The sequence below is a fragment of the Pseudomonas sp. GW821-FHT07G10 genome, from assembly GCF_059418545.1.
This window is the reverse complement of sequence record NZ_JBWKQB010000001.1, coordinates 1-26232: the sequence shown is the minus strand read 5'-3', so window position 1 is coordinate 26232 and position 26232 is coordinate 1. Positions and strand designations below refer to the sequence as shown.

The 26232-nt window shown below is 58.8% G+C and carries 24 protein-coding genes and 1 tRNA gene; 6 read left to right on the top strand and 19 right to left on the bottom strand.

What is annotated here, in order from left to right; translation table 11 throughout:
- Nucleotide 1: 1 nt before the first annotated feature.
- The 5 genes from cysW to dibA all read right to left on the bottom strand — a co-directional run bounded on the left by cysW (nt 2) and on the right by dibA (nt 5323).
- Nucleotides 2-874: a sulfate ABC transporter permease subunit CysW gene (gene cysW, locus AC07O1_RS00125; protein ID WP_495087560.1), complete on the bottom strand. Its 873-nt coding sequence runs from the start codon at nt 872-874 to the stop codon at nt 2-4.
- A 13-nt stretch (nt 875-887) separates the two neighbouring features.
- Nucleotides 888-1706, bottom strand: coding sequence for a sulfate ABC transporter permease subunit CysT (gene cysT, locus AC07O1_RS00120; protein WP_495087559.1), 819 nt, complete (start codon nt 1704-1706; stop codon nt 888-890).
- Between the two features lie 92 nt (nt 1707-1798).
- Nucleotides 1799-2809, bottom strand: coding sequence for a sulfate ABC transporter substrate-binding protein (locus AC07O1_RS00115; RefSeq protein WP_495010957.1), 1011 nt, complete (start codon nt 2807-2809; stop codon nt 1799-1801).
- A 95-nt stretch (nt 2810-2904) separates the two neighbouring features.
- Entirely contained in the window at nt 2905-3087 is a 183-nt protein-coding gene (gene oscA / locus AC07O1_RS00110; protein WP_495087558.1) for a sulfur starvation response protein OscA, read from the bottom strand.
- A gap of 316 nt (nt 3088-3403) precedes the next feature.
- Nucleotides 3404-5323, bottom strand: coding sequence for a phosphodiesterase DibA (gene dibA, locus AC07O1_RS00105; protein WP_495022967.1), 1920 nt, complete (start codon nt 5321-5323; stop codon nt 3404-3406).
- Between the two features lie 146 nt (nt 5324-5469).
- Between dibA and desA the strand changes: the two genes are divergently transcribed.
- Nucleotides 5470-6654 carry a delta-9 fatty acid desaturase DesA gene (gene desA, locus AC07O1_RS00100; RefSeq protein ID WP_494994466.1) on the top strand — a complete coding sequence of 395 codons (1185 nt, stop codon included), beginning with the start codon at nt 5470-5472 and terminating at the stop codon, nt 6652-6654.
- A gap of 214 nt (nt 6655-6868) precedes the next feature.
- Here desA and AC07O1_RS00095 read toward each other — a convergent pair whose 3' ends face one another.
- The 3 genes from AC07O1_RS00095 to gabD form a co-directional block, all read right to left on the bottom strand.
- Nucleotides 6869-8083 (bottom strand): HDOD domain-containing protein, encoded by a 1215-nt coding sequence (locus AC07O1_RS00095; RefSeq protein ID WP_495087557.1) that lies wholly within the window; start codon nt 8081-8083, stop codon nt 6869-6871.
- A 137-nt stretch (nt 8084-8220) separates the two neighbouring features.
- A complete protein-coding gene (gene gabT / locus AC07O1_RS00090; RefSeq protein ID WP_494994468.1) occupies nt 8221-9498 on the bottom strand; it encodes a 4-aminobutyrate--2-oxoglutarate transaminase in 1278 nt (425 codons plus the stop codon).
- Between the two features lie 177 nt (nt 9499-9675).
- Nucleotides 9676-11118, bottom strand: coding sequence for an NADP-dependent succinate-semialdehyde dehydrogenase (gene gabD / locus AC07O1_RS00085; RefSeq protein WP_495010954.1), 1443 nt, complete (start codon nt 11116-11118; stop codon nt 9676-9678).
- Nucleotides 11119-11469: 351 nt separating this feature from the next.
- Between gabD and AC07O1_RS00080 the strand changes: the two genes are divergently transcribed.
- Both AC07O1_RS00080 and AC07O1_RS00075 read left to right on the top strand, forming a co-directional pair.
- Nucleotides 11470-11546: transfer RNA gene (locus AC07O1_RS00080), tRNA-Arg, on the top strand.
- Complete coding sequence (locus tag AC07O1_RS00075; RefSeq protein WP_495087556.1) at nt 11519-11815, top strand: hypothetical protein; 297 nt, start codon at nt 11519-11521, stop codon at nt 11813-11815. Before AC07O1_RS00080 ends, AC07O1_RS00075 begins: the two co-directional genes overlap by 28 nt.
- A 140-nt stretch (nt 11816-11955) precedes the next feature.
- Here the strand turns inward: AC07O1_RS00075 and mqo are convergent, their stop codons facing one another.
- From mqo to AC07O1_RS00050, 5 genes are all read right to left on the bottom strand, one after another.
- Complete coding sequence (mqo, locus tag AC07O1_RS00070) at nt 11956-13605, bottom strand: malate dehydrogenase (quinone) (protein ID WP_495087555.1); 1650 nt, start codon at nt 13603-13605, stop codon at nt 11956-11958.
- A gap of 471 nt (nt 13606-14076) precedes the next feature.
- Nucleotides 14077-14274, bottom strand: a complete 198-nt coding sequence (locus tag AC07O1_RS00065) for a hypothetical protein (protein ID WP_495087554.1) — start codon at nt 14272-14274, stop codon at nt 14077-14079.
- Nucleotides 14275-14306: 32 nt separating this feature from the next.
- A complete protein-coding gene (locus AC07O1_RS00060; RefSeq protein ID WP_495010950.1) occupies nt 14307-14864 on the bottom strand; it encodes a YbhB/YbcL family Raf kinase inhibitor-like protein in 558 nt (185 codons plus the stop codon).
- 325 nt (nt 14865-15189) lie between these two features.
- Nucleotides 15190-16701, bottom strand: coding sequence for a YdgA family protein (locus tag AC07O1_RS00055; RefSeq protein WP_495087553.1), 1512 nt, complete (start codon nt 16699-16701; stop codon nt 15190-15192).
- Between the two features lie 205 nt (nt 16702-16906).
- Nucleotides 16907-17272 (bottom strand): DUF6124 family protein, encoded by a 366-nt coding sequence (locus AC07O1_RS00050; RefSeq protein ID WP_495087552.1) that lies wholly within the window; start codon nt 17270-17272, stop codon nt 16907-16909.
- A gap of 570 nt (nt 17273-17842) precedes the next feature.
- On the opposite strand from AC07O1_RS00050, the gene AC07O1_RS00045 reads away from it, so the two are divergent.
- Nucleotides 17843-19462, top strand: coding sequence for a T6SS phospholipase effector Tle1-like catalytic domain-containing protein (locus AC07O1_RS00045; RefSeq protein WP_495087551.1), 1620 nt, complete (start codon nt 17843-17845; stop codon nt 19460-19462).
- Nucleotides 19463-19464: 2 nt separating this feature from the next.
- Nucleotides 19465-20121 (top strand): DUF2931 family protein, encoded by a 657-nt coding sequence (locus AC07O1_RS00040; protein ID WP_495087877.1) that lies wholly within the window; start codon nt 19465-19467, stop codon nt 20119-20121.
- Between the two features lie 134 nt (nt 20122-20255).
- Here the strand turns inward: AC07O1_RS00040 and AC07O1_RS00035 are convergent, their stop codons facing one another.
- The 6 genes from AC07O1_RS00035 to AC07O1_RS00010 all read right to left on the bottom strand — a co-directional run bounded on the left by AC07O1_RS00035 (nt 20256) and on the right by AC07O1_RS00010 (nt 26031).
- Nucleotides 20256-20888, bottom strand: coding sequence for an NADH:ubiquinone oxidoreductase subunit N (locus AC07O1_RS00035; RefSeq protein ID WP_494994476.1), 633 nt, complete (start codon nt 20886-20888; stop codon nt 20256-20258).
- A 92-nt stretch (nt 20889-20980) separates the two neighbouring features.
- Nucleotides 20981-22429 (bottom strand): efflux transporter outer membrane subunit, encoded by a 1449-nt coding sequence (locus AC07O1_RS00030; RefSeq protein WP_495087550.1) that lies wholly within the window; start codon nt 22427-22429, stop codon nt 20981-20983.
- Nucleotides 22426-23316 (bottom strand): efflux RND transporter periplasmic adaptor subunit, encoded by an 891-nt coding sequence (locus AC07O1_RS00025; RefSeq protein WP_494994478.1) that lies wholly within the window; start codon nt 23314-23316, stop codon nt 22426-22428. Before AC07O1_RS00025 ends, AC07O1_RS00030 begins: the two co-directional genes overlap by 4 nt.
- On the bottom strand, nt 23313-23522 hold the full coding sequence (locus tag AC07O1_RS00020; protein WP_030128598.1) for a DUF1656 domain-containing protein: 210 nt from the start codon (nt 23520-23522) through the stop codon (nt 23313-23315). Before AC07O1_RS00020 ends, AC07O1_RS00025 begins: the two co-directional genes overlap by 4 nt.
- Entirely contained in the window at nt 23519-25606 is a 2088-nt protein-coding gene (locus AC07O1_RS00015; protein WP_495087549.1) for an FUSC family protein, read from the bottom strand. The genes AC07O1_RS00020 and AC07O1_RS00015 overlap by 4 nt, the downstream gene beginning before the upstream one ends.
- Nucleotides 25603-26031 carry a MarR family winged helix-turn-helix transcriptional regulator gene (locus AC07O1_RS00010; protein WP_495087548.1) on the bottom strand — a complete coding sequence of 143 codons (429 nt, stop codon included), beginning with the start codon at nt 26029-26031 and terminating at the stop codon, nt 25603-25605. The genes AC07O1_RS00015 and AC07O1_RS00010 overlap by 4 nt, the downstream gene beginning before the upstream one ends.
- A 20-nt stretch (nt 26032-26051) precedes the next feature.
- Between AC07O1_RS00010 and AC07O1_RS00005 the strand changes: the two genes are divergently transcribed.
- Nucleotides 26052-26232: hypothetical protein (locus AC07O1_RS00005; RefSeq protein WP_495087547.1), on the top strand; the 181-nt coding region annotated here is incomplete at its 3' end.

Genomic DNA, 26232 nt, shown 5'->3' with positions numbered 1-26232 from the left:
TTTATTCCTCCGCCGCACTGGCGCGCAAGCGGTTAATACGGTTCTCGCTCCACTGCTTGAGCAGCAGGATGAAGAGCGCCAGGATCAGCAACAGGCTCGCAACGGCAAACGCGGCGACGTGGTTGTATTCGTTATAGAGAATCTCGACATGCAGTGGCAGGGTGTTGGTTACCCCGCGGATGTGCCCGGAAACCACCGAGACCGCCCCGAACTCACCCATCGCCCGCGCAGTGCAGAGCACCACGCCGTAAATCAGCCCCCATTTAATGTTCGGCACCGTTACGTGCCAGAACATCTGCCAGCCGTTGGCGCCCAGCAACCGCGCGGCTTCTTCTTCCTGGGTGCCCTGCTCCTGCATCAGCGGGATCAGCTCCCGGGCCACGAACGGTACGGTGACGAAGATGGTCGCCAGGACGATGCCCGGCAAGGCGAAGACAATCTGGATGTCGTGGTCCTGTAGCCACGGGCCAAAGATTCCCTGGGCGCCGAACATCAGCACATAGACCAGACCTGCGATCACCGGCGAGACCGAGAACGGCAAATCGATCAGGGTCACCAGCATGCTCTTGCCGCGAAACGAGTATTTACTGACGCACCAGGCGGCGCTGACGCCAAACACCAGGTTGAGCGGCACTGAAATCAGCACGGCGATCACCGTCAGTTTCAGGGCCGACAGTGCATCCGGCTCGAAGATCGCAGTGAAGAATGCACCCAGGCCAAGTTTCAAGCCTTGGGACACCACGATAAACAGCGGCAGCAGCAGGAACAGGGCAAAAATCAGCCAGCCGAGGCTGATCAGAATCCGCCGGGAAACAGCACTGCCACGGCGGGCAGCGTTGGCCAAGGAAGCGCTGGCAAGCGTTGAACTGGACATATTCCGGGCCTCCCTATGGGGTTTCGACGCGCCGCTGCAACAAGTTGATCAGCAGCAACAGGACGAAGGAAACCACCAGCATCAGCACGCCGATGGAGGTGGCGCCGGTGTAGTCGTATTGGTCGAGCTTGACCATGATCAGCAGCGGCAGGATCTCGGTTTTCATCGGCATGTTGCCAGCAATGAAGATCACCGATCCGTATTCGCCGACGCCCCGGGCAAAGGCCAGGGCGAAACCGGTCAGCCAGGCGGGCAACAAGGCCGGCACGAGGATGTAGCGAAACACCTGCAACGGCTTGGCGCCCAGGCAGGCGGCGGCTTCTTCGACTTCACGGGGAATGTCGGCCAGAACCGGCTGCACCGTACGCACCACAAACGGCAGGGTAACGAAGGTCAGCGCCAGCGTGATGCCGAGCGGTGTGTAGGCAATCTTGAAACCCAGGTCGGCAGCGAACTGGCCCACCAGCCCGGTCGGCGTGTACAGCGCAGTCAGCGCTATACCGGCCACAGCCGTCGGCAGCGCGAACGGCAGATCGATCATCGCGTCGATGATCTTGCGGCCGGGAAAGGTGTAACGCACCAGTACCCAGGCCAGCAACGTGCCGATGATGCCGTTGATGATCGCGGCATACAGCGCGGTACCGAAACTGAGCTTCAACGCCGCCAGCACCCGTGGTGCCGAGATGATTGCCCAGAACTGATCCCAGGTGAGTTGAGCGGCATGCACGAACATCGCCGCCAGTGGGATGAGCACAATCAGGCTGAGGTACACCAAGGTGTAGCCCAGCGTCAGCCCGAAGCCGGGTATGACGGGGGAGATACGACGCGACATAAAAGTCCTTGGTTGACTGAACGGGCACGCAAAGCCTGCAAACGAATGCGGGCTCTGTAGGAGCGTCGACCGGCTGCTCCTACAATTTTTCCTTACTGAGCCGTGTAGATCTGGTCGAACACACCGCCGTCATTGAAGAATTTCGGTTGGGCAGTCTTCCAGCCGCCAAAGTCCTTGTCGATAGTCACCAGATCCAGTTTCGGGAACTGTTTGGCGTACCTGGCGGCCACGTCCTTGTCACGCGGACGATAGAAGTTTTTCGCCGCAATTTCCTGACCGGCCGGGCTGTACAGGTGTTTCAGGTAGGCTTCGGCGATCTGCTCGTTGCCCTTTTTCCCGGCGTTCTTGTCGACGACGGCAACCGGCGGTTCAGCGAGGATCGACAGCGAAGGTACGACGATGTCGAACTTGTCAGCGCCACCCTCCTCTTTCAGCGCCAGGAACGCTTCGTTTTCCCAGGCCAGCAACACATCGCCCTGACCGTTGTTGACGAAGGTGATGGTTGAGCCACGAGCGCCAGTGTCCAGCACCGGAACGTGTTTGAAGAGTTCTTTGACGTATTCCTGAGCCTTGGCTTCGCTACCGCCGGCTTTCAGGCCATAGGCCCAGGCGGCAAGGAAGTTCCAGCGTGCGCCGCCGGAGGTTTTCGGGTTGGGCGTGATCACTTCAACGCCGTTTTTGGTCAGATCGCCCCAGTCCTTGATCCCTTTAGGGTTGCCCTTGCGCACCAGGAACACGATGGTCGAGGTGTAAGGCGTGCTGGCATCCGGCAGGCGTTTTTGCCAATCGGCCGGCAGGGTCTTGCCGAGCTTGGCGATTTCGTCGATATCACCGGCCAGGGCCAGGGTTACCACATCAGCACGCAGACCATCGATCACCGCCCGGCCTTGTTTGCCCGAGCCACCGTGGGATTGCTGGATTTTGACGTTGTCACCGGCGTGATCTTTCTTCCAGAAACTGACGAACTCGGCGTTGTAATCCTGATACAGCTCACGGGTCGGGTCGTACGACACGTTGAGCAACTCATAATCCTTGGCAACCGCGGAACCAGCGAAAACGGCACTGGCCAGAGCGGCCAGGGCGTAACGGCGAATCGACGACATAGTGAAAGCTCCTGAAATTCTTGGGGGTGCTGGCTTTTCTTATGGGTTCTGGAATCGGGCCGCGTTCGGACGATCTTTTGACGTTGTTAATCGCTTCAGCCCGCTTTGTTACCAGGGTTCTGCAAACGGAATTTTTCTTTGCGTTCGATCTGTACCACTTGAGCGTTGTGCACGGTGATTTCCACCGCCCCGAAGCGCAGATCGCGCAATGCGCTTTGGATCTCGCGCAAAATGGTTGCTTCGTCCTGGCCGTCAACGCTACGTAGAGATGCGCTCATGGTGCTGCTCCTTGAATGAGATGTGCCCGGCAGTGGCGGCACTGCTTACGGCGTGAGAGCAATAGTAGACAGGCGGTTATATTCTTAAAAATACTATTTAAGAATGTTTATATAACCAAAATAAATTAGCCGAAGGGGCACGGCTTTGCGGGGGGGGGGGTTGGGGGGCAAGATTAAAAGTTGATCGTTCCCACGCTCCTGCGTGGGAATGCATCCAGTGACGCTCTGCGTCACATCAACGGCGGACGCAGAGCGTCCCGGGCGGAATTCCCACGCGGAGCATGGGAACGATCAACTGCTCCTTCAGCCAGCGTCATTACCGAATCACCGGCGCCTTCGCCCAGTCGAGCTCCTGAGCTGGCACCGGCCGCCCAAACCAGTAGCCCTGGCCAAGATCACAGGCATGATCGAGCAGAAACCCCGCCTGCTCTATCTGTTCGATGCCTTCGGCGTGCACTTGCATGCCCATGCTTTGCGCAAGGGCGATAATCACCCGAACGATGGCCGCATCGTCGTCATCCCAAGGCAATCCGGCGACAAAGCCCTGATCGATCTTGAGTTTGTGCACCGGCAACCGTTTAAGCCGCAACAGCGATGAATAGCCGGTGCCGAAATCATCGATCGCCAGGCGCAACCCCAATTCGCGCAGCCGGTGCATTTGCTCCAGCGCCACTTCCGGATCGTCCATCACCGCGCTTTCGGTGACTTCCAGCTCCAGAAATGCCGGATCCAGGCCCGTGTCGTGCAACACCTGGGCAACCTGCTGATACAGCTCGCGACGGGCAAACAGGCGACTGGAGACATTTACCGCGACGAACGACAACGCCACTCCTGCCTTCAACCATTGGCACATCTGCTGACAGGCTTGTTGCATAACCCAGGCGTCGATCTCGGCAATCAATCCGGTGCGTTCGGCAATCGGAATGAACTCACCCGGCGCCACCAACCCACGCTCCGGGTGCTCCCAGCGCACCAGGGCCTCGACGCCAATCAATCGACTGGACTGCAAGTCATGCACCGGCTGGTAGTAAACCCGCAGTTCCTGCTGCTCGAGTGCGCGGCGCAACTGGCCGGCGATCTCCACCCGGTGCTGGGCATGGGCGGTGAGTTCTTCGGTGTACAAGGCATAGCCTTCACGCCCGCAACTTTTGGCCTTGAACAGCGCCGAATCCGCATTGCGCAGCAATTGCCCGGCACTCAACGCATCGCTGGGGAACAGGCTGATGCCGATGCTGGCGCTGATGAAGAGTTGGTGCCCGCTGAATCCGAACGGTTCTTTCAGACCGTCAATGATCCGCTGGGCCAACGCTGCCGCCTGCATCAATTGCGGGCAACTTTCGGCCAGTACGGCAAACTCGTCGCCGCCCAGCCGCGCCAGGGTAATCCCGGGGCCGAACATGCCTTGCAGGCGCTCGGCCACGGCCTTGAGCAATTGATCGCCGACGTTGTGGCCGAGACTATCGTTGATGATCTTGAAGTGATCCAGATCGATCAGCAGCAAGGCGCAGCCGCGCTTGTGGATCTGCGCCGAGGCCAGTGCCTGTTCGGCCCGGTCGGTAAACAGCAAACGGTTGGGCAGGTCGGTCAGCGGATCGTGATGTGCCAGGTGGGCCAGCTCATGCTCGGAGTCCTTGGTCGCGCTTATGTCAGAGAACACCGCGACGTAATGGCTGAGCCCACCGTGATCATCGCGAATGGCCCGGATGGTCTGCCATTGCGGGTAAATATCACCGTTTTTTCGCCGGTTCCAGATCTCGCCGCTCCATTCGCCGGTGCTTTTCAGTGACTCGAACATCGCCTCATAGAACGTCGGCGGATGATGGCCGGACTTGAACATGCTCGGCTGGTGGCCAAGCACTTCTTCAGTTTGATAGCCGGTAATTTCCATGAACGCACGGTTCACATGGACGATCAGCCCCTGACGGTCACTGACCAGCACCCCCTCGCGAGTGCAATCGAACACCGCCGCTGCCTGACGCAAACGCTCGCGGTCCTCACTGCGGTGGCGCAACGTTGCGTCAATACCGAGAAAACGCAGCAATCGTGCACGGGCAATGAAGATCAGTCCGGCACTGAACACTGCCCATACATAGCCGTTGATCAGTTGCCCACGGGCCAGATCGGTCGACTCATCGAAGAAGTTGTTCAATAAATAACCACTGAACTGCAGCCAGAGAACAGACAGCAGTAGATAGAGCAGCGCCGCACGCAGAGCGGCGCGATAAGAAGCTGACATAAGGCAGTCAATATCCCTACAAAAGGCTAGGGATTATAGCGGAAGAAACATTCCCCCACTCTTATCTGAAAGGGTGACTGGTTTTATCTGTACGCTGAGGGATAATGCGCTCGCTGTTTTTTATTTTATCGAGGGCCATACAGCCTATGTGGTACAACGGTTTTCTCGACTTGTCGCCTTGGCAACTGGTGGCAGTCACCCTGTTGATGACCCACGTGACCATTGTCGGCGTCACGGTCTATCTGCACCGCTATTCAGCCCATCGCTCTCTGGAGCTCAATGCTGGCCTGAAACACTTCTTCCGCTTCTGGCTGTGGCTGACCACGGCGCAGAACACCCGCGAGTGGACCGCGATCCACCGCAAGCACCACGCCAAATGCGAAACCGTCGATGACCCGCACAGCCCGGTGATCAAAGGTCTCTCCACCGTTTTGCGCAAGGGCGCCGAGCTGTATCGCGCTGAAGCCGAAAACCCCGAGACGCTGCGCATCTACGGCAAGAACTGCCCGGACGACTGGATCGAACGCAACCTCTACACCCGCTACCCGCTGCTGGGCGTGGCGATCATGGGCGTCATCGACCTGCTGCTGTTCGGCACCATCGGCATCACCGTCTGGGCGATCCAGATGATGTGGATTCCGGTCTGGGCCGCCGGCGTCATCAACGGTCTGGGCCACGCCGTCGGCTACCGTAACTTCGAATGTCGCGACGCGGCGACCAATCTGGTGCCCTGGGGCATCCTGGTCGGTGGCGAAGAACTGCACAACAACCATCACACCTATCCTAACTCCGCCAAACTGTCGGTGAAGAAATGGGAGTTCGACCTCGGCTGGGCCTGGATCCAGGTCTTCAGTTTCCTGCGTCTGGCCAAGGTTCAGCGGGTCGCGCCGATCGCCCACCGGGTCGAAGGTAAAGGCCATCTGGACATGGACACTGCCATGGCGATCCTCAACAATCGCTTCCAGATCATGGCCCAGTACCGCAAATTGGTCATCGCACCGCTGGTCAAACAAGAACTGGAAAAGGTCGATCACTCGGTCCGTCACCAGTTCCACCGGGCCAAACGTCTGCTCTCGCGAGAAACCAGCCTGCTGGATGACAAGCACCACCTGCGCATTCAGACCATGCTCGAACACAGCCAGGCGCTGAAGGTAATTTACGAGAAACGCCTTGCCTTGCAACAGATCTGGGTCAAGACCAGTTCCAATGGTCATGACATGCTGGCTGCGATCAAGGAGTGGGTTCACGAAGCCGAAGCCAGCGGGATTCAATCGCTGCGCGACTTCGCCCACCAGTTGAAAACCTACTCGTTGCGCCCCGCCTCCGCCTGACACCGTTGATCGGTGCGCCCCGTTTGCGGGCGCACCCTGCGGAACCTGGCTGCCCCCTATATCAAGGAATAATTCGCCATCCAAAGTGGCCGTGCAGTCTTGCGCCCCGGCGATGTATTAGGCCAAGCGTCAGGGCAGGAACCGGGTTGTTTCGCGGTGAGTTTCGCCCGGCTCGTCCTACAGGTTCTGCATCGCTGCCGCAGACTGCGATCTTTTAGCCTTTGCGTAGCCGCATAAGTTCCGGCAGCCCAATCTTGAGCAAGCGTGCAGTCTTGCTTTTGGCGATATTCTCAAGCCCCTCTGAAGGCCTCAGGCGGGCCAGTTGTGCTGAGATACTCATTACCAGCGCTTCGCGCGAATACACCCCGCCACCGAGCTGGTAGACCGCCGCGATCAGCTCGCGCAGCTCCAGCGGTAAACGCCAGCGCGTGCGCAGTGCCGATCCGTAGGCGGCGCCGAACGCTTCGAGCGCGTCGCCGATCTGTTCTTGATCATCCAGCTCGCCGCCAGCCTGCTTCCATTCTTGCAAGCACCGCAGCAACGCCAGATCACCCAGGCGATGCAGCATGCCGGCGCAATAGCAGCGCTCCTGATCCAGATCCAGCAAGCGCGCGAGCGTACGACCGTATTGCGCCGTGCGCAGCGACAGCTCCCAATAACGCTCGGCGTAATCGACCAGCGCGGGGTCACTGAGCCGGGCACCGCGCTTGAGGGCCAGGCCGAGAATCAGGTTCATGCTTTGTCCGGTGCCCAGCCTGTGCAACGCCTGGGACAGGGTCTGCACAGAGTCGCCATGATGCTGCGCAGCACTATTGGCAGCGGCGATCAGCACCGCAGTAATTTGCGGATCAGTGCGGACTTCCTCTTCCAGCCGTTTCAGGTCCAGCCCGTCCGGGTTGAGACTGCGTTTGATCGCCAACGGCACGTCGGCCAGCAATGGCGCGCCATCAGACACTTCACGTCGGTGCTCAAGAAAAACCGACAAGCTCATGCCAGGCGCCAACGCCGCAGGCTCACACAAGACTGACTGACCTGCGCTCAGCAGCAGATCCTGCAGACGCTGGCTCAGGCTTTCCATGTTCAAGGGTTTGGTCAAATAAGCCGTAGGCGCCAACGGCAAGACCTCACGCACGCTGGCGCTGTCATTGCGGCTGCTCATCAGGATAAACGGCAGCACTGGGTTACGCCGACGCTGACGCACGCTACGCAGCAAGCCAAGGCCATCGACGCCCGACAACTCCCAATCGGCGATCACCAGGTCATAAGGGTTTTCGCTCAAAAGCTCCAGCGCCTCTTGCCCGTCAGCACACACATCCAGCCTGGCGTCGCAGCGCACGTTCAACAACACCTGTTTGAGCAGGTCACGAGACCAAGGGTCCGCCTCGGCAATCAACACTCGTGGTACAGCAGGTAAATCAACCGCAGTCATCTGCACGCTCCAAAGGCAATGCCCGCACCTTAGCCAAGGCGGGCACTTCGATACAGCGCAAAAACCGGGGTGCGCCGACAAACCCATAAAAAAACCCGCCGAAGCGGGTTTTTTGTCGATCAGATCACAGACTGCAATCAGAGCTCAGAGAAGCACTCTTCAATGATTGCCAGACCTTTGTCCAGTTGCTCGTCCGGCGAAGTCAGAGGCACCAGTACGCGCAACACGTTGCCGTAAGTACCGCACGACAGCAGGATCAGCCCCTTGTCGCGTGCCTTGGCCACAACCTGAGCCACAGCAGCGGCGTTCGGCTTGTGGCTGTCGCCGTTTTCGAACAGCTCGACCGCGATCATCGCGCCCAGTGCACGCACTTCGCCGATGACCGGGTATTTGGCCTGAATGGCCTTCAGGCCAGTCACCAGACGCTCGCCGACCGCTTTGCAACGATCCAGCAGGTGCTCTTCTTCGAACACTTCCATCACGGCCAAAGCCGCAGCGCAAGCAATCGGGCTACCCGCGTAGGTGCCGCCCAGGCCGCCTGGAGCGATGGCATCCATGTACTCAGCCTTGCCGCAAACACCGGCCAACGGGAAGCCGCCAGCGATGGATTTGGCGAAGGTGGTCAGGTCGGCAGCGACGCCCATCTGTTCCATGGCGAAGAAAGTGCCGGTACGGCCTGCGCCGGTTTGCACTTCGTCAGCGATCAACAGAATGCCGTGCTGGTCGCACAGGGCACGCAGACGGGCCATGAACGCCTTCGGCGCGACGTAGAAACCACCTTCGCCCTGGACTGGCTCGATGATGATCGCGGCGATGTCACGAGGCTCGGCGTCGTTCTTGAAGATGCGCTCGATGCTGGCGATCGAATCGTCGATGCTCACGCCATGCAGTTCGTTCGGGTACAACGCGCGGAAGATGCCGCCTGGCATCAGACCCATGCCGGCCGAGTAAGGCACGACTTTACCGGTCAGGCCCAGGGTCATCATGGTGCGACCGTGGTAAGCGCCGGTGAAGGCAATCACGCCAGCACGGCCAGTGGCGGCACGAGCGATTTTCACCGCGTTTTCGACAGCTTCGGAACCGGTGGTGACCAGCAGGGTTTTCTTGGCGAAGTCACCCGGAACTTTGGCGTTAATCTTTTCGCACAGTTCCACGTACGGCTCGTAGGCCAGAACCTGAAAGCAGGTGTGAGTCAGCTTGTTCAGCTGCGCGGTCACGGCTGCGATAACTTTCGGGTGCAGGTGACCGGTATTGAGTACCGCGATGCCGCCCGCGAAGTCGATGAACTCACGACCTTCAACGTCGGTCACGGTGGCGTTCTTCGCCGACTCGGCAAAGATCGGGTGAATCTGGCCAACACCGCGTGGTACAGCGGCTTCACGGCGTTTCATCAGGGAAGCGTTCGTCTTGCTCATAATGTCCTCATTCGCCGCTCATCGGTCGGCGTGGTCCAAGGAATACGTGACGGGGAGGCAACTACGGCAGCATGCGATGATCGACTGCCACAGCGTTCCCGGCCACAGAGAAAAATCGTTTGAAACCAGAAAGGGACAGCGCTCTCGTGCCCCTCTCCGCTCAACGCTTTGCCGGGGTTAGATGCCCAGGCAGAGGTATTTGATTTCCAGGTAATCTTCGATGCCGTACTTGGAGCCTTCACGGCCCAGGCCCGAGGCCTTGATGCCGCCAAACGGCGCGACTTCGTTGGAGATCAACCCGGTATTGACGCCGACCATGCCGTATTCCAGGGCTTCAGCCACACGGAACACACGACCCAGGTCACGAGCGTAGAAATACGAGGCCAGACCGAACTCGGTGTCGTTGGACATCGCGATCACTTCGGCTTCGTCTTTGAAGCGGAACAGTGGCGCCAATGGACCGAAGGTTTCTTCCTTCGCCACAGCGGCACTTTTCGGCACGTTAGTCAGGATGGTCGGTTCAAAGAAGTTACCTTCCATGACCTTGCCACCGGCCAGCAGGGTCGCGCCTTTGCTGAGGGCATCAGCAATGTGCTCCTGAACCTTGGCCACGGCTTTTTCGTCGATCAGGGGACCGGTGGTGGTGCCGTCTTCCAGACCGTTACCGATTTTCAGCTTGGCCACAGCCACTTTCAGCTTTTCGGCGAACGCGTCGTAGACCGAATCCTGAATGTACAGACGGTTAGCGCAGACGCAGGTCTGGCCATTGTTGCGGTACTTGGAAATGATCGCGCCTTCGACTGCCTTATCCAGATCGGCATCGTCGAACACGATGAACGGCGCGTTGCCGCCCAGTTCCAGGGAAACTTTCTTGATGTCCTTGGCGCATTCAGCCATCAGCTGACGACCGATTTCGGTCGAGCCGGTGAAGGACAGTTTGCGTACGATCGGGTTGCTGGTCAGCTCGCCGCCGATATCGCCAGCGCTGCCGGTGACCACGCTCAGCACGCCTTTCGGGATACCGGCACGGTGTGCCAGCTCAACCAGCGCCAGAGCGGAGAACGGGGTTTGCGAAGCAGGTTTGATCACCATGGTGCAACCGGCGGCCAGAGCCGGGCCGGCTTTACGGGTGATCATCGCGGCCGGGAAGTTCCACGGGGTGATCGCGGCGGTGACACCAATCGGCTGCTTGATCACGATCAGGCGCTTGTCCGGCTGGTGGCCAGGAATCACGTCACCGTAAATGCGCTTGGCTTCTTCGGCGAACCACTCGATGAACGACGCGGCGTAAACGATTTCGCCTTTGGCTTCGGCCAATGGCTTGCCTTGCTCGAGGGTCATCAGGCGACCGAGGTCGTCCTGGTTTTCAATCAACAGTTCGAACCAGCGACGCAGCTTGTTCGCACGCTCTTTGGCGGTCAGTGCACGCCAGGCCGGCAGCGCTTTGTCAGCAGCTTCGATGGCACGACGGGTTTCGGCAGCACCCATTTTCGGCACAGTACCCAGAATTTCGCCCGTTGCCGGGTTGTTAACCTTGATCGTCTGACCATTGTCTGCATCGACCCAAGCGCCATCGATATAGGCTTGCTGGCGGAACAACTGGGTGTCTTTGAGCTGCATGTGGGCTTTTCCTTAACAGCACCGCGCGGAGCGGAGCGAATTATTGATTGTAGAAAGGCGCCTCAAGGGCTGCCGTCAGGAAATTCATTCACCGGGCCGAAGCACATAAATAGCGCACATAATGAAACTCGCGCGGTTCAGCACCCAGACAAGAGCGTTTGAAATCTCAAACGAATCCTAGGATCAAAGGGGGTAAAGGACAATAGGTTGTTCGAAAAAAAGAACGAAAACGCCGCTTTTGCTTAAATTTTCTGATCAACGTAGCAAACGGCCGTATAGCGGCCCAGAAAAATCAGGCGATTCAGCGGCATGGACGCCCGCGATGCATATGAGTATCATGGCGCCCGCACTGCACCAGTAGCTCAGCTGGATAGAGTACTGCCCTCCGAAGGCAGGGGTCGTGGGTTCGAATCCCGCCTGGTGCACCATCTTCTTTCCCTTGCATGACAAGGGAGTAGCGCTCCTGACAGAAACCTGTCCTGGTCCTGAAAGTCGTTTTTGCCAGAATTTTTCCACACGTGAACGTGGCGGGAATGGTCGAGTGGCAACAATCAGGAATCGCGGCGAGTATCAGCGGGAAGCGCAAATCCGCCATATGGGCTATCCAGTCCGACGCCAAACCTTCGAAACCAAAACCGACACCCAAGCCTGCGCGCGCATGATCGAAAGCGAAATCGACCGCTATGCGTCGTGGTGAGATTTTTGAACGGCACTGGAAAAATGTGAGCCTGGATCGCAGATCCGGAGCGCAAAGCCCTGAGGAATATTTCCCTCCAGTCTTTGAATAGTGCCAGCCGTGTAGAAGCCCCACCAAACTGTGTTTGGTGGGGCTTTATTTTACAGGGCCATATCAGCTACGGGATTACTCTCGTGCTGAGGTTTCGCCTGAGCTGGAGCCGGGTTTTGTGGAGCACCCGCCTGATCGATCACGGGTGGGGGATTAAGTTGGAGGACTTGACTGGTATACGCCCACTCTTGATGAACGCGATCGGCGCTATCGTTGAGCTTGGTACCGTAACTCGGAATGATCTGATGCAGCTTCTCCTGCCAGGCAGGGGTGGCGACCTTGTCCTTGAACACGCTCTCAAGCACGTTCAGCATGATCGGAACCGCGGTAGACGCGCCTGGCGATGCACCCAGCAAACCTGCAATGCTGCCGTCCTGGGAGCTGACAACCTGGGTTCCCAGTTTCAGTACGCCGCCCTTTTCCTCATCGCGCTTGATGATCTGGACACGCTGGCCTGCTTGCCACAGACGCCAGTCTTCCTTCTTGGCGTTGGGGAAGTATTCCTTCAGGGCATTGAAGCGGTCATCATCCGACAGCATGAGCTGGCCGGCCAGGTATTCAACCAATGGATATTGCTCGATGCCGACCTTGGTCATAGGCCAGATGTTGTGTGCGGTCGTGCTCGTCAGCAGATCGAAGTAGGAGCCTTCTTTCAGGAACTTCGTGGAGAAGGTCGCGAAAGGGCCAAACAGGATCACGCGCTTGCCATCCAGCACGCGGGTATCCAGGTGCGGGACCGACATGGGCGGTGCGCCAACGGAAGCCTTGCCATAAGCCTTGGCCATATGCTGTTCAGCGATCGCCGGGTTATCGGTCACCAGGAAGGAGCCGCCTACCGGGAAGCCTGCATATTCCTTGGCTTCAGGAATGCCCGACTTCTGCAGCAGATGCAGTGCACCGCCGCCCGCGCCAATAAACACGAACTTGGCGTCAGTTTGGGTTTCAGAGCCGTCTTTCAGGTTCTTGTAGGAAACACGCCAGGAACCGTCTTTATTGCGCGTGATGTCTTGCACTTCACTCGAAAGCTTCAGGTTGAAGTTAGGCTTGGTTTGCAGATACCCGACGAACTGGCGTGTGATCTCGCCGAAATTGACATCCGTACCGATTGGGGTCCAGGTAGCCGCGACCTTTTGCTTCGGGTCACGTCCTTCCATCATCAGCGGAACCCATTTCTTGATTTGTTCCGGGTCTTCGGAATACTGCATGCCCCCGAACAGCGGACTGGTCTGGAGAGCGTCGTAGCGCTTCTTCAAGAACTGGATATTGTCATCGCCCCACAAGAAGCTCATGTGCGGCGTGGAGTTGATGAAGGAATGGGGATTCTTCAGGACGTTGTTATTGACTTGCCATGCCCAGAATTGACGCGTGATCTGGAAGAACTCATTGATTTCAATGGCCTTGGAGATATCGACATTGCCATTCTTGTCTTCTGGCGTGTAGTTCAACTCAGCCAGGGCAGAATGGCCGGTACCGGCATTGTTCCAGCCGTTCGAGCTTTCCTGGGCGACGCCATCGAGGCGTTCAACCATTTCCATCGACCAGCCGGGCTCGAGTTCATTGAGCCCAACCCCCAGGGTCGAACTCATGATGCCGCCGCCAATGAGTAGCACATCCACTTTTTTTGCCTCGGCCGCGTGAGCGGGCACGAGTGTCATCGACATCGCAAGGCCCAGCAGAGCCGTGTTCATTTTCTTCAACATACGGTGATCCCTAAGATAGAACGCCATCCGCCCGCAATCCTTAATCATGAGGTGTCCTGGCTCACGGCATGCAATGCCATATGCCATAGACTCCCGCACGCAGAAGGAATAGAGGGTGGATACAAGGCCGACAGGACACTATCGACCTCACTTTCATGTCCCTCCTGCGCTGACTTCTTGTTGATTATTGGCTCAGCTACTTAGGTGACATTGATTCTGTTGGTACGTCATTGGACGCAGGAAAGATAGATCCAACCCGCTCACTAAAACCGCGCCCGTCGGCCTCTACGGGAAGCCTTCGAGGTTTGGCCACCGCGCATGGACACGTACGATGGGGTCTTTCGTGCCAGTTCGTGTTACCTGATTGCGGCCTGTGGCCGCACCGGCATAGTACCATGAGCTATATAGCATTAGCCGCATGATCGCCAAGCAGCCCCGTCCTGAACAAGGTTTACACCTTCTGATTGATCTTCAGCGGAGGCGGGGCTTTTTCGCAGGCAGGTCACTCGTATTTTCGGTCCTGTCGACCTGCTCAGGCTCAACAGTCTCCTCATCCTGCGCTTGCACCGGATGCACTACCTTACGGCTTGCAGCAATGGCTCTGCGTATGTCCTCGCCCATTGTCGGGCAGTTTTTCAGTTTGGAGATGCCGTCAAATCGTTGCGTCATGGCTCACCTCCAACGCGCCGAAAAATGATCCCTCAGCGCCGATAACGCCGCACCACGCTGCTGTTGCTCAGCACATGGTCTTTGATCTTCTCCATCAACTGGGCGCGGGTCAGGCCGGCGGGCAAGGCGTCCGGGGCCAGGTCCAGGGCGTAGAGCTGGATGATGTAGTGGTGAGCGCTGTCGCCGACGGGTGGGCAGGGGCCGACGTAAGTGGTGGTGTTTTTGCTGTTGGTTCCGCCAACCCCCTCGAGGGCAGATTTTGCGCCGACACCTGGCGCAATACGGTGAGTGGTGGCCTTGATCCCGTAATGTACCCAGTGATCGACACCCTGGCCTTTCTGGCCGTCCGGGTCGTACATGACGAAGGCATAGCTGAGGGTGCCTTCAGGGCCTGCATTCCAGCTCAGGGCCGGGGAAGCGTTTTGTCCACCGCAGCCTCTGGCATCACTAGCGGCTGAGTGGGTGAACAGGCGGTTGTCCGATACACCGGGAATGCTGAGGGTGAAGCGTTCCTGGGCTTGCGCGGGCAGTTGCAGGCAGAGGGCAGCTGCAACGGCCGCAAACCAAGGGTTGAGAGCAAATCGGGTCATACCAAAGCACCTTACGCTGATGGGGCCGTCGTCGGCCTGACGACTATATCTGGACTGTTGGTAAGGTGGCAGTGGAGATGATGCTCTCTGAGTGCACAAAGCAGCCGCTGTCAGTGAATGAGGGCTGGCGACCGGCGCCATATGACCCAGCCATGCTTTCCTACGACGCCGTCTTCCATGGTGACTACGGGGAAAAGACAAATCCGCACATTTCTTCAGATTCGCCCTGCAAAGCAAAACGCCCAGTCGATCCGCTGATGCGGTGACCGGGCGTTCGACTTGAACCTGCGTGCTTAAGACAGTTGCTGCTGACTCGACAGACGACTTATTGAACGACGACAGGGCCGCTGAACTTGCTCATCACGAAACCGACAAACTGCTCGACGGTCATTTTCTGGCCGTTGAAATCCACCTGATTGTTGGCGTAGTGCAACTTGGAGACGATGTTGTTGCCGTCCAGTTTTGCCAGCTCAGTCCCGACCGCCATGCTGCTGACCATTTCACTGGTCGCGGCCCCTTGGTCGGCAATCGTCTTGGCATCGGTCTGACCGTCCATCTGCGCTTGCACACTGGCCACGTCGGCGATCATCGGCTTGGACAGCAGCAGATTGAAATCCAATAGCGAAACAAGCTGCTTGCCCACTTCCATTGGCGGCAGCTCCATCGATTGCGGTTTGCTCAGGTCGACGACCAGGCTCACGCGGCCTTCGCCGTTGGCGGTATTGAGCGAGAGGTTTTCCAGGGCAATCCGCGGTTTGGCGGCCAGCAGTTTATCCAGATCAGCCTGGACCTGAGCCTGCTCGGCATCGGTCAGTTTCAGCTCTGGCGCCGGCTCACCCGCGGCAGCCGCTGCGGCGGCGGCAACCTCATAGGGTCGCAGCTTATTCTGGTAAACCTGCATCAGCGACATCGCAGAAGGAATATCGACGTTCTTCATGCTCCAGGCCATGTTGGCCGTGCCAACAGCCTTGCCGTTGTAGGCGATTTCGCCAATTTTGTAGTCGGCGCGCCCCGCCAGGCTCGTGCCGGACTCGTCAGAGGAGCTTTTTGCTTCGGAGTTCTTAAGGGTCAGCACCGATTGCTTTTGGCCAAAGGTCGTCTTGGCGCTGGTCAACTCAAAGGTGTTCTGGCCCAGATAAAAGCCGTAGCTGCTCTTGGTAAGATAACTGGCCAGCGTCAGGCCGTTGAGCTCGACCTGAACCGGAGTCTGATCCTCAGCGACCGTCGACAGGTTGAGGCTGTCCATGTAGCCATTGGCTTTGACCTTCTGCGCCTGGGCACTGGCAGAAACATCGACACTCATACCGGAAAATTTCAGGCTGGATTTGTCGTCCAGCGCCAGCTCCAGCGGCAACAGTTCGAAGGTGCCGTTGCTGGAACGGTCGTAACCCATGTTGAGCACGCCCTTGAGCGGGGAAGCATCCTTGGTGGCGGCGAACCATTTTTCGGTGAACGGGGTCTTCTCCAGCTCGTAGCGACTGGTCGCCATGACCGGGTACAGCTTCAGCGACATCAGACGCGAGAACGGCAGCGGGCCGTGTTCGATATGGTCGACGAACAGCAATTCAACGCCTTCAGGGGCCGCGCCGAACATTTCGCCCTGACCTTTGAGGCGATAGTGCGCGGTACTGCTGAACAACTGGCGATCCAGCGATACCAATTCCAGGGTCGCGGTGCCGTTGGCGCCGACCATTGCGGTTTGCAGCTCTTTGTTGGCATCGGAAATCGAGGCTTGCAGCGCCCCTTCCAGTTTGGTGCCGGTGTACCAGCCGCCGCCGGCGCTGATTGCACCTATCGCGACAACGATTCCTAACAGTACGCCTGCTGATTTGTTCATGTTTGGCCCGATCAATGTCCGTCGTTGAAAGTGTGGTGGTCTTCCCTGAACCCTTGACGGGTTGCGGCTCGACTCCGCTAAAAGTGATAGGAGATTAGCATTTGCCGTACGGGCCAACCGAACCTTTGAAGGTAATACCAACCATTCGACGATCGGTCCCACGCAGACGCGTTCGACGTGGGAACGATCATTATGGTTTGACCCGTTACGCCACCGGTGCAACCTGGTCCAGGGCTTTATTCACCAATAACTGGCCCAACTCGATCATCTGCTGAATCGCCAGTGCCACGCTGCGACGTGAACCTTCGAGCTCAAAGGCCAAATCGCTGGCCATGGCGTTGGCACTGGCGAGCGTCTCGCAGGCGTTGGCCAACAGCGTTTCGGTGTGAAGGCCCGGGACAACGGCGAAGATGTTGGTCGCACGCGCGTCAGCGAGTCTGGAGGTGTCCAATGGCAGCGTAAAGTGGTGATCCAGGGCGCGTTCGACAGCTTCATGGAGTTTGGTTGAATCGAGCGATTCGTAGGGGGAAACGCAGGGGGGTTCAGGGGGATTGGGGGTGACTTTGATCATGGTGAAACTCCCAGTTTTTCAAAAGGAGCTACCAGCATCACTTGCAGATGATGGGTGGCAGCTGTGCGCGGGTCTGCAAGACCGGGAAACTAGGAACCCGGCAGACCCGAAGGTCTCCCACGCACAGCCACCATAAAACACGGACACAAAAAAAGCGCCGAGCTGTTATGGAGGCGCTGTGCGCCTAGTTATTCCGGCGGGCTTGCAGACCCGATCGCTGATTTTGCAGCGACCCGCGAAGGTTAGCCGCGCGCCAAAATCAACGCAACCTCAAAACACTGTCGGAAAAATCCCGCTCCGTCACATCCCCTGTCGTCACTGCCGAAGGCTCGGGCCGCGCTCGGACGATAAGAACTGAGGCACTGGGTCCCTCTCGCCCGGACTTGTGCCAAATCTCGTTTTAGAACGCGTTTTTTCTGTCAGCTCCAGGTGCAGCGAATTCAGCGCACTTCCCACAGACTATCAATCCGCAACTGGCATCCAGCCTTACCGTTTGGGGCGCATTTTTAGCTTGAAGCCTGCCATTGGGCTTCCGGCCCAAGGATGGGTCGACTGAAAAAGGGATGCCGAATGAAAAATGAAGTCGATGGATACCATTGCGCCGTGTGCCGTGATCAGGCGTTGGCAACACAACGGGCGGAACGAACCAAGGAAAGAGCCTTCTGCGCCGAGACGGCGCAACAGCAGAACGCAGCCATGCTGACCCGGCAACAGGCCCATGAAGACGAATGCAATCGTCGATGGGAAGAGAAACAGGCCGAAGCACAACGCCGACAAATCACCGTCACCTTGCGCATCGGCGTGTTTTTCGATGGCACGGGCAACAACCCGTTCAACGTGGAGCTGGGTCAACGCTGCGGCGCCCATCATCCGATCGCCCCGCAGGATCTGGATGGGAGTTGCAAGCCGTACATGCAGGATCCGAGCGGGAGTTATGGGAATGAGGTGACGAATGTCAAATGGCTTTATGACCTGTACGAGCTATCGATTGGCCACGAGAAAATCATTCAACAAAAGCTGGCCTTCAAAAAAGTTTACGTTGAGGGAATCGGTACCACGGCCGGTGAGCAAGACAGCTTGCTGGGCTCGGCTTTGGGTCGCGGCGAGACGGGTATCGAGGCCCGGGTGTTCCAAGCCTTTCGTGAGGTCAAACAAAGGCTTTTCGACTTCCACGATGAAAACCCCGAGCTCCAGATCCATTCCCTCATCTTCGACGTATTCGGCTTCAGTCGCGGCGCCGCCGCCGCGCGGCACTTCGCTTACCTGACAATGGCAAGAATCGGCAGCCCCCTGCACGAAACCCTGTCCTTGCCCAAAAAGTTCTTCGCCAATGGTTTCAGCAAAATCTATGGCGAAAGCGTGCACACCGGGTTTATCGGGCTGTTCGACACCGTGGCCTCGGTGGGCGGCTGGAGCAACCTGGGTTATGTGCGCAGCCCGGCCGCGCCGGGGGTCAAGCTGCATTTGCCACCGAAGTTCTTTCCCCATGTGCTGCATCTGGTGGCGCGGGACGAACACCGCGCCAACTTCGCCCTGAATCGGGTGGGCCCGGACCATACGGAAATCAGCCTGCCCGGCGCCCATTCGGACCTCGGCGGTGGCTACCGGGACGAGGCCGAAGAACGGGTGATGCTCATCCCCATGCAGGCACTGGACGTGCCTGTGCATTCCGATGTGAAAACTACCTCGATCTACCACGACGCCCAACGAGCGAAAGCCCACTGGCACGCCAAAGGCTGGCCGATGGACATGTTGAGGCTTGTGACCCCCGAACCCGAACTGCTACCGGTCGACTCACAGGACCGTATGGCCCCGAAACACAAAAGGGTTTTTGTCGGCTTATTGCTGCAGCGTAAGGTTAGCGCCGGATTGGCGAAGGTGTATTTGCGGGTGATGTACGAGGCGGCGAAAAAGCACGGTGTACAGTTTCTGGAGATCGGTGCCGAGCCTGACAAAAACGTGCCCAACGAGTTGCAAGCGTTGTGTGATCGATTCGTTTCAGGCGACTACAGCACGACGCCCGCCGAAGAGAAGCTGCTCAGGCACCGTTACATCCATAGGTCTGCCCACTGGACGCCGGGCCTGCTCGCCGGACCGCGCACCAGCAAGCTCGAGCTGATCTATGTCAACGCCCCGACGGCGGACGCCGTGCGGGTGCAACACCCTCATGTACCGGAATGGATGCTGTAGCCATGAAACACCCTTTTTTGCTTCTAGCGCTGTTAGCTCTGAGCGGTTGCCAGACACCGGACCCGCTCTCGGCAAAAAATGACCCCAAGGCCCGCTGGTGGAACATAGGTTTTACCGAGCCGGCCCATATGACTGTGTGGGTTGAAATTGCATCCGTACAGGATATTCAAGGTCGGCTGTTTCGTGATGTCGCTTCACGCACGGCAGCAGGTAGCGACTACGAAGATGGTACGGAGAATGCCAGAGGTTGGACAGGGGTTGGCAGCTCAGGTATGCCGGTCATCGGCGCCGATCTGCCAAAACGCATCTATGTACGCTGGCAGTCAATTGTCGAGCAAAAAGTCTACGAGGGCTGGATCGATATCTCGGAAGAAACCCGGCAGATCATGCGCAACTCCACTGCACAGCGTTGTCACAAATACCCGGAGTACACCTCTAGATTCAGCGCATCTTTAAACCTGGGCCTGGCCCCCGGCGGAGTCATTCAGGTCTGGGTCTGGGACGACTGCTTCCACGCCAACAAAGCCGACCGCGCCGTGGTCGGCATCGAGCCGCTAGGGCCCTATCTGGGGAAAAACGAAGGTCGCTTTGCCTGGAAGATCAAAGACTCCTCAAAACGCTATATCGAACGCTTCGGCATCCCCTATGGGAGCTGGTGATGAGGCTCTGTTGAAAACGCAAAAAGATCGCAACCTACGCCAGCTCCGGGTTTTGCGTACGCCCGCGCCTACAGGGGTGTACTCGTTTGCCATAGGAGCTATCGAAGGTTGCGATCTTCGGGGCCCTCATTCCCTCAGGAATACTGAACTTCAATTTCATCCAGTTGATGATCAAAGCTCTTGAGCCGCGCCGTCCAGGTGTACACCAGCACTTCAAAGTCCCGATTGATTACCGCCCCGCTGGGCGACTCCGAGCGCGGGTCGCAGAAATCCAGTTGATAGCGTTCCCGGGCCATGGCGGTGGCGACGTCGGAGAGTTCGCGGGCATTGTTCAGCCAGTGCCGACCGTCAGCGATTTGCTTGTCCAGGACCAGGCATTGGTGTTTCAGGGCCTCGAGGCTTTTTTCCAGCGGTGTGCCGGTGAGTTCACCCATGACCTCCTGGAAGGTGCGCCCCGGTTGCCAGTAACTGCCCCAGAAGTAACGGTCAAACACCGTTTCGACCCGGCGCAACGCAACCTTGGTATCCCAGATAAGCACCAGGGTTTTGCCTTGTTCGAGCTGTTTTTTCTTGACCCGCTGGCCCTGAAACATGGCCCAGGCGACCATCACGATGGACAGTACGGCGATCAACGCGATGACACTGTCGAGAAAAAGCAGCGCCTTGTCGATCTGATGGGCCAGCATGATGCCGTAGAAATAGGTAGCAGAAAGCAGCACCACCGCAGCGATGGCGCACCAGAAGCCGGGAGCATAAGGGCTTTTCATCATTCAAATCCCCATGACCATCGCAAGCCTTGATCGGTGAATTCGCGCAATCGAGGTGTGCGAACCCAACTGTTCAAAGCATAGCAACGGCCTCAGGGTTTCGCGTGCTCAGAACCTTGCGTTCGTCCGCTTTCCCAACCACCGCCCAGCGCCAGGAACAAATCGATCTGGCTGATGGCAACCTGAGTGTTGGCCGAGGCCAGCTGGGCGCGGACATCGGTGTAAGTCCGGGTCGCTTGCAGGTCAGCCAGAAACGACGCACGGCCGGCCTGGAAGAAGCGGTGAGTCTGATCCGCCGCCAGTTGTGCCGATTGCTCGGCATCGGCCAGAGCATCGCGGCGCTGCAGGACGGCGGAATACTGCGCCAGACCGGTCTGGGTTTCGCGGATGGCGTTGAGCACCACGCCGTCAAAATGCGCCAGGGCGCCCTGGGTCGACGCTTCGGCCTCACGGATCCGTGCACGAGAGCCATTGGACGGCACGGTCCAGCTCAGCAACGGGCCGAAGCCCCAGCGGTTGGTCGCCGGTTTGCCGAGATTTTCCAGAATACCAACCGTGCCGATGGACGCACCGATGCTGATATTCGGGTACAGCTCGCCGGTGGCGATGCCGATCCCGGCCGTCGCAGCCGCCAGGCGACGTTCAGCCTGGCGCACGTCCGGCCGACGCTTGAGCAGTGTCGCGCCGTCACCGACTGGTAACAATTGTGCAATGTGCGGCAGCTCCGCGCAGCTGTTTGTACCGGCAGGCAATTGCTCCACCGGTTTGGCCAGCAGCATCGACAACCGGAACAGCCCGGCCTGACGTGCCGCCTCGTACCGAGGGAGTTCGGCGCGCAGGGATTTGAATTGGGTTTGCGAACGGGTGACCTGGGTTTCGTCACCGCGTCCGGCGTCACGCAAACGCTGAGTGAGCGTGGTGCTTTGAGCTTGCAGGTCCAGCGAATGCTCGGCGATTTCCCGTTCTTCGTTGGCGGCGCAGATCTGGGTGTAAGCCCGTACAACGTCCGCGACCAACGTGATCCGCGCGGTGTCCGCTGCCGCTTGGGTGGCATCGGCGTTGGCCTTGGCCGCTTCGATCCCGCGCTGCAAGGTGCCGAACAAGTCGAATTGATACGAGGTGCTGATCCCGATATCGCCGACGTTGGCCACCGGCACTTTATCGGCCAGCAAAAACGCCTCGCCGGACTCCTGCAAGCGCTGCGCGCCCATCTTCACCCCACCGCTCCAGCCACCGGCCGACTGAGCTTCGTCGACCTGAGCGCGAGCCCGGGACAGGTTGGCCGCCGCCACCCGCAAGTCAGTATTCGACGCCATGGCCTGACGCACCAGTTCATCCAGACGCGGATCCTGATACAGCCGCCACCAATCGCTCGGTACCGGTGCAGAGACCACATTACTGCCCGCCCCTGCCAGATCGCCTTGCAGGTCTTCGCGGCGCACTGCCGCATTGTCCGGCAGATGATAATCCGGCCCGACGACCTGACAGGCCGAGAGCAGTAAGCCGAGCCCGGCCACTGCCAAGCGCACCGCCGATTTCATGGCCTGGCTCCCGACTCGGGCGTGTCACCGATAATCGAAACCGTAGCGGTACGCCCGGCGATCATGCGGAAATCCTCCGGTACTTCATCGAAGGCAATACGCACCGGGATCCGCTGCGCCAACCGCACCCAGCTGAAGGCCGGGTTAACGTTGGGCAGCAGGTTAGAGCCGCTGCTGCGGTCGCGGTCCTCGATACCGGCGACGATGCTTTCGACATGCCCGCGCAGCCGCGCCCGGTCGCCGATCACCCGAATATCGACGCTCTGGCCTACATGAATGCCGTCGAGTTTAGTCTCTTCGAAATAACCGTCGATGTGGAAGGAATTGCTGTCCACCACCGACAACACCGGCCGCCCGGCCGTGACGAATTCCTGGGCTCGTGGCGCGCGGTCATTGATGTAGCCGTCCACCGGACTGCGGATCACCGATCGGTCGAGGTTCAGCTGCGCGCTGTCCACCGTCACTTGTGCCTCGGCCAGCGCCGATTGCGCACGGGCGACCCGAGACTGGCTTTCTTCCAATTGCTCGCGTGGCACCAGGTTGCCGAGGCCACCGTTGCGTTTGGCCTCGCGCTGGGCCTGAGCCAGGGTTTCCTGGCGGTCGGCGACGGCAGCCTTGGCCTGGCGCAGGGCCAGTTTGAAACGGTCCTGGTCGATGCTGAATAACACCTGACCACGCGTCACCAGTTGGTTATCGCGCACTTGCACTTGCTGGATCAGGCCCGAGACGTCAGGCGCAATCTGCACGATGTCGGCCCGGATATGCCCGTCCCGCGTCCACGGTGCAAACATGTAATACATCACCATGCGCCAGACCACGACACAGGCAAAGGTCACCACTAACAGAGTCAGAACCACGCGACCGAGGGTCAATAAAGGTTTTTTCATGTCATCAGGTATCGACTGAGTGAGTCCACGGCGCCGAGCAACAAAGCGTAGAGACCAACGTTGAACAATGCCCGGTGCCAGACCAGACGATAAAAGTGCAAGCGCGTCAGCAACCCGTGCACCAGCAGGTACAACACATACGTAATGCCCATCAGCACCAGCAACGTGGGCAGGAACACCCCGCTGATATCCAGATCACCGATCATAAAGGCGCTCCATCGATGCCATGGGGAAGCGGTTCTTCGAGGTCGCCAGCGCCAACGAATTCCACGCCCGGCAACAGCGCCAGCCGCAAACCGCTCAGTGCGTGCAACAAATGCAGACGGGTTTCGCCATCGCCTGGCAAGCCTTGGCTGCTCAGAGAACGGCGTGTTCGATCAAGCGTCATCAACAGCGGACTCGGCGCCGGCAAACGCTCACCGGCCTTCAGGCACGCCTTGAAGTACTCGCCGACCTCGGCCACCACCTGGCGCAGCAAGGCTTGCGGCACACCCGATACCCGTGGCATGTAGGCCAGCAAGTCCAGCAGATTCAACGCCACCCGCACTTCGCGCAGGGCGACGCCGGTGTCCTGACCGGTCATCGCCAGACGCGGCAAGTGCTGCATCAGCCGGTCGAGCACCAGCACGCCCATGTGTCGATGCTCGGCCAGGGTCGCCGGTTCAGTCAGGCTGACAATTTCGCGCCAGTTGAAGCGGGTCAGGCGTTTGGCCGCCAGCTCCGAGCCAAATGGCCGGGCGATCAGGGTCCAGATGAACGCGAACAGCAACCCGATGGGACCTGCCAGATTGGAATTGGCGAAGCTCAGGAAATCCGCGTCGTAAGCGCCCTGGATGCTGATAAACGATGAGGTGTTGACGATGGTCAGCAGCATGCCGAGGTAAAAACGCGGCTGCACCGTGAGCGTGCCAACACAGATAAACGGCACAGCGAACGCCAGCACCAGCATCGGGAAGTCATGCAGGTTCGGCAGGATCAAAAACAGGTAAAGGCTGGCGAACAGCACTGACATCGCGGTCCAGAAAAAGAACCGGTAAATCTGCGGCGCCGGGTCGTCCATCGAGGCGAAAAAGCTACAGGCCACCGCTGCCAGAATCACCGCGCTGCCACCGTCGGTCCAGCCCAGCAACATCCACAACACCGAAGCGACGATGATTGCGGTAATGGTCGACGCCACCGAATACAGCATCAGCCCGCGATCGAGAAACGGCGTCAACCGTCCCAGGCGCCAATGGCGATAGACCGCGCGCCAGATATCCTGGCTTTCGCTGTGAATCGCCTGTTGCAAGCTGCGGCAGTCTTGCCACAAATCGATCCACTCGCCGAGGCGATACAACGCGTTGGAAAACAACAACTGGCGGCGGTCGTCCAGCGTATCCAGGCTCGGTTGCAAGGCTTGGAGCTGACTGCGCAACGTTTGCCAGCGCTCGACAGACGCGTCATTGGCGGTGTTTTCAAGCCATTCATTCGTTGCAAGCAAAAGCGCCGCGAACTTATCCACAAGCTCTGGCGTACGCCGCTCAAGGGCATACAAGGCATCGTCCAGCGCATCCACCACCGGTAACAGGTGAATCATCCGCCCGCGCAACTCTTTGGTATTGCGCACCGTTTGCGGCCGCGCGCCCTCGTGGGGCAATTGGCCGATCATCGGTTCGAGGCTGTTGAAGGTTGCGACCATCGAGGAACGCAGGGCGCTGACTTCCTCGGGTTGCACCGCACGGCTCAGAAAGCGCTGGCTGTAGGTCGCCGCATCGGCAAACCACTTGCCCGTCGAATCGACGAATACCGGCGCCAGGCGCCGTGGCCAAAACATGCTGCCGATCACCGCAGCGCAGACGATGCCGAGGAAAATTTCCTCGGTTCGCGCTTCTGCGACGTCCCACACCGCCAGGGGGTTATCCACAACCGGCAGGGCGATCAACGGCAAGGTGTAACCGGCGAGCATCAGCGCGTAGCTGTTGGCCGTGCGCAGGTGCAAGGAAAGGAACAGCAGAATACCGGTCCAGAGCGCAATCACCACCGCCAGTAACAGCGGCGCCTGCACAAACATCGGCACAAAAAACAACGCCGCCGCCGCACCAAGAAAAGTACCGACGGCGCGGTACAGCGCCTTGGAACTGGTGGGGCCGACGAAGGGGCTGGAAACGATATAAACCGTGGCCATCGCCCAATACGGGCGCGGCATCTGCATCAACAAGGCGATGTACAGCGCGATCATCGACGCGGCGAAGGTGCGCACGCCATAAAACCAGTCCCGCGCAGGTGGCATGCCGGCAAAAAATCCGTTCAAGACGTCGTCACCGGTAAATGAGTGGCCGATTCAAACGCGCGGATCACCCGCAACGCTGCCTCTAGATCCGCGGGCTCGATACCTTCGAGCACCTCACGGCGCAAGCGCGCCAGCTGCGCCTCGACCGCCTGCACCAGTTCGCGACCGCTCTGGGTCAGGCTCAAGCATTTGGCGCGACGATCATGGGCATCTTCAGTACGGCAAACGTAGCCGGCCTTGCACAGCTGATCGAGCAAACGCACCAGAGACGGACTCTCCATCCCCACCGCCTGGGCCACCGTTACCTGACGCACGCCCTCACCCAGGCGCCCGATCATCAACAACGGGACGGCACAGGCTTCGGAGACGCCATAGTTGACCAGCGTGGTCTGACAGATCCGCCGCCAATGCCGCGAAGCGACCACCATGCCAATGCTGATGTTCATCTGGAGAGCGTCGAGATTTTTTGACAAAAGGAAACTCGCATACTGTTAGTTTGCTAACTATCAATATGGCATTGATGGGTAAATTCAGTCAAGTTTTGAAACAAATTGGTAAAGCGGACCGACCGATCGTTCCCACGCGCAGCAAAGGAATGCCTCATTGGACGCTCTGCGTCCGCTTCGGCAGTGACGCGGAGCGTCACG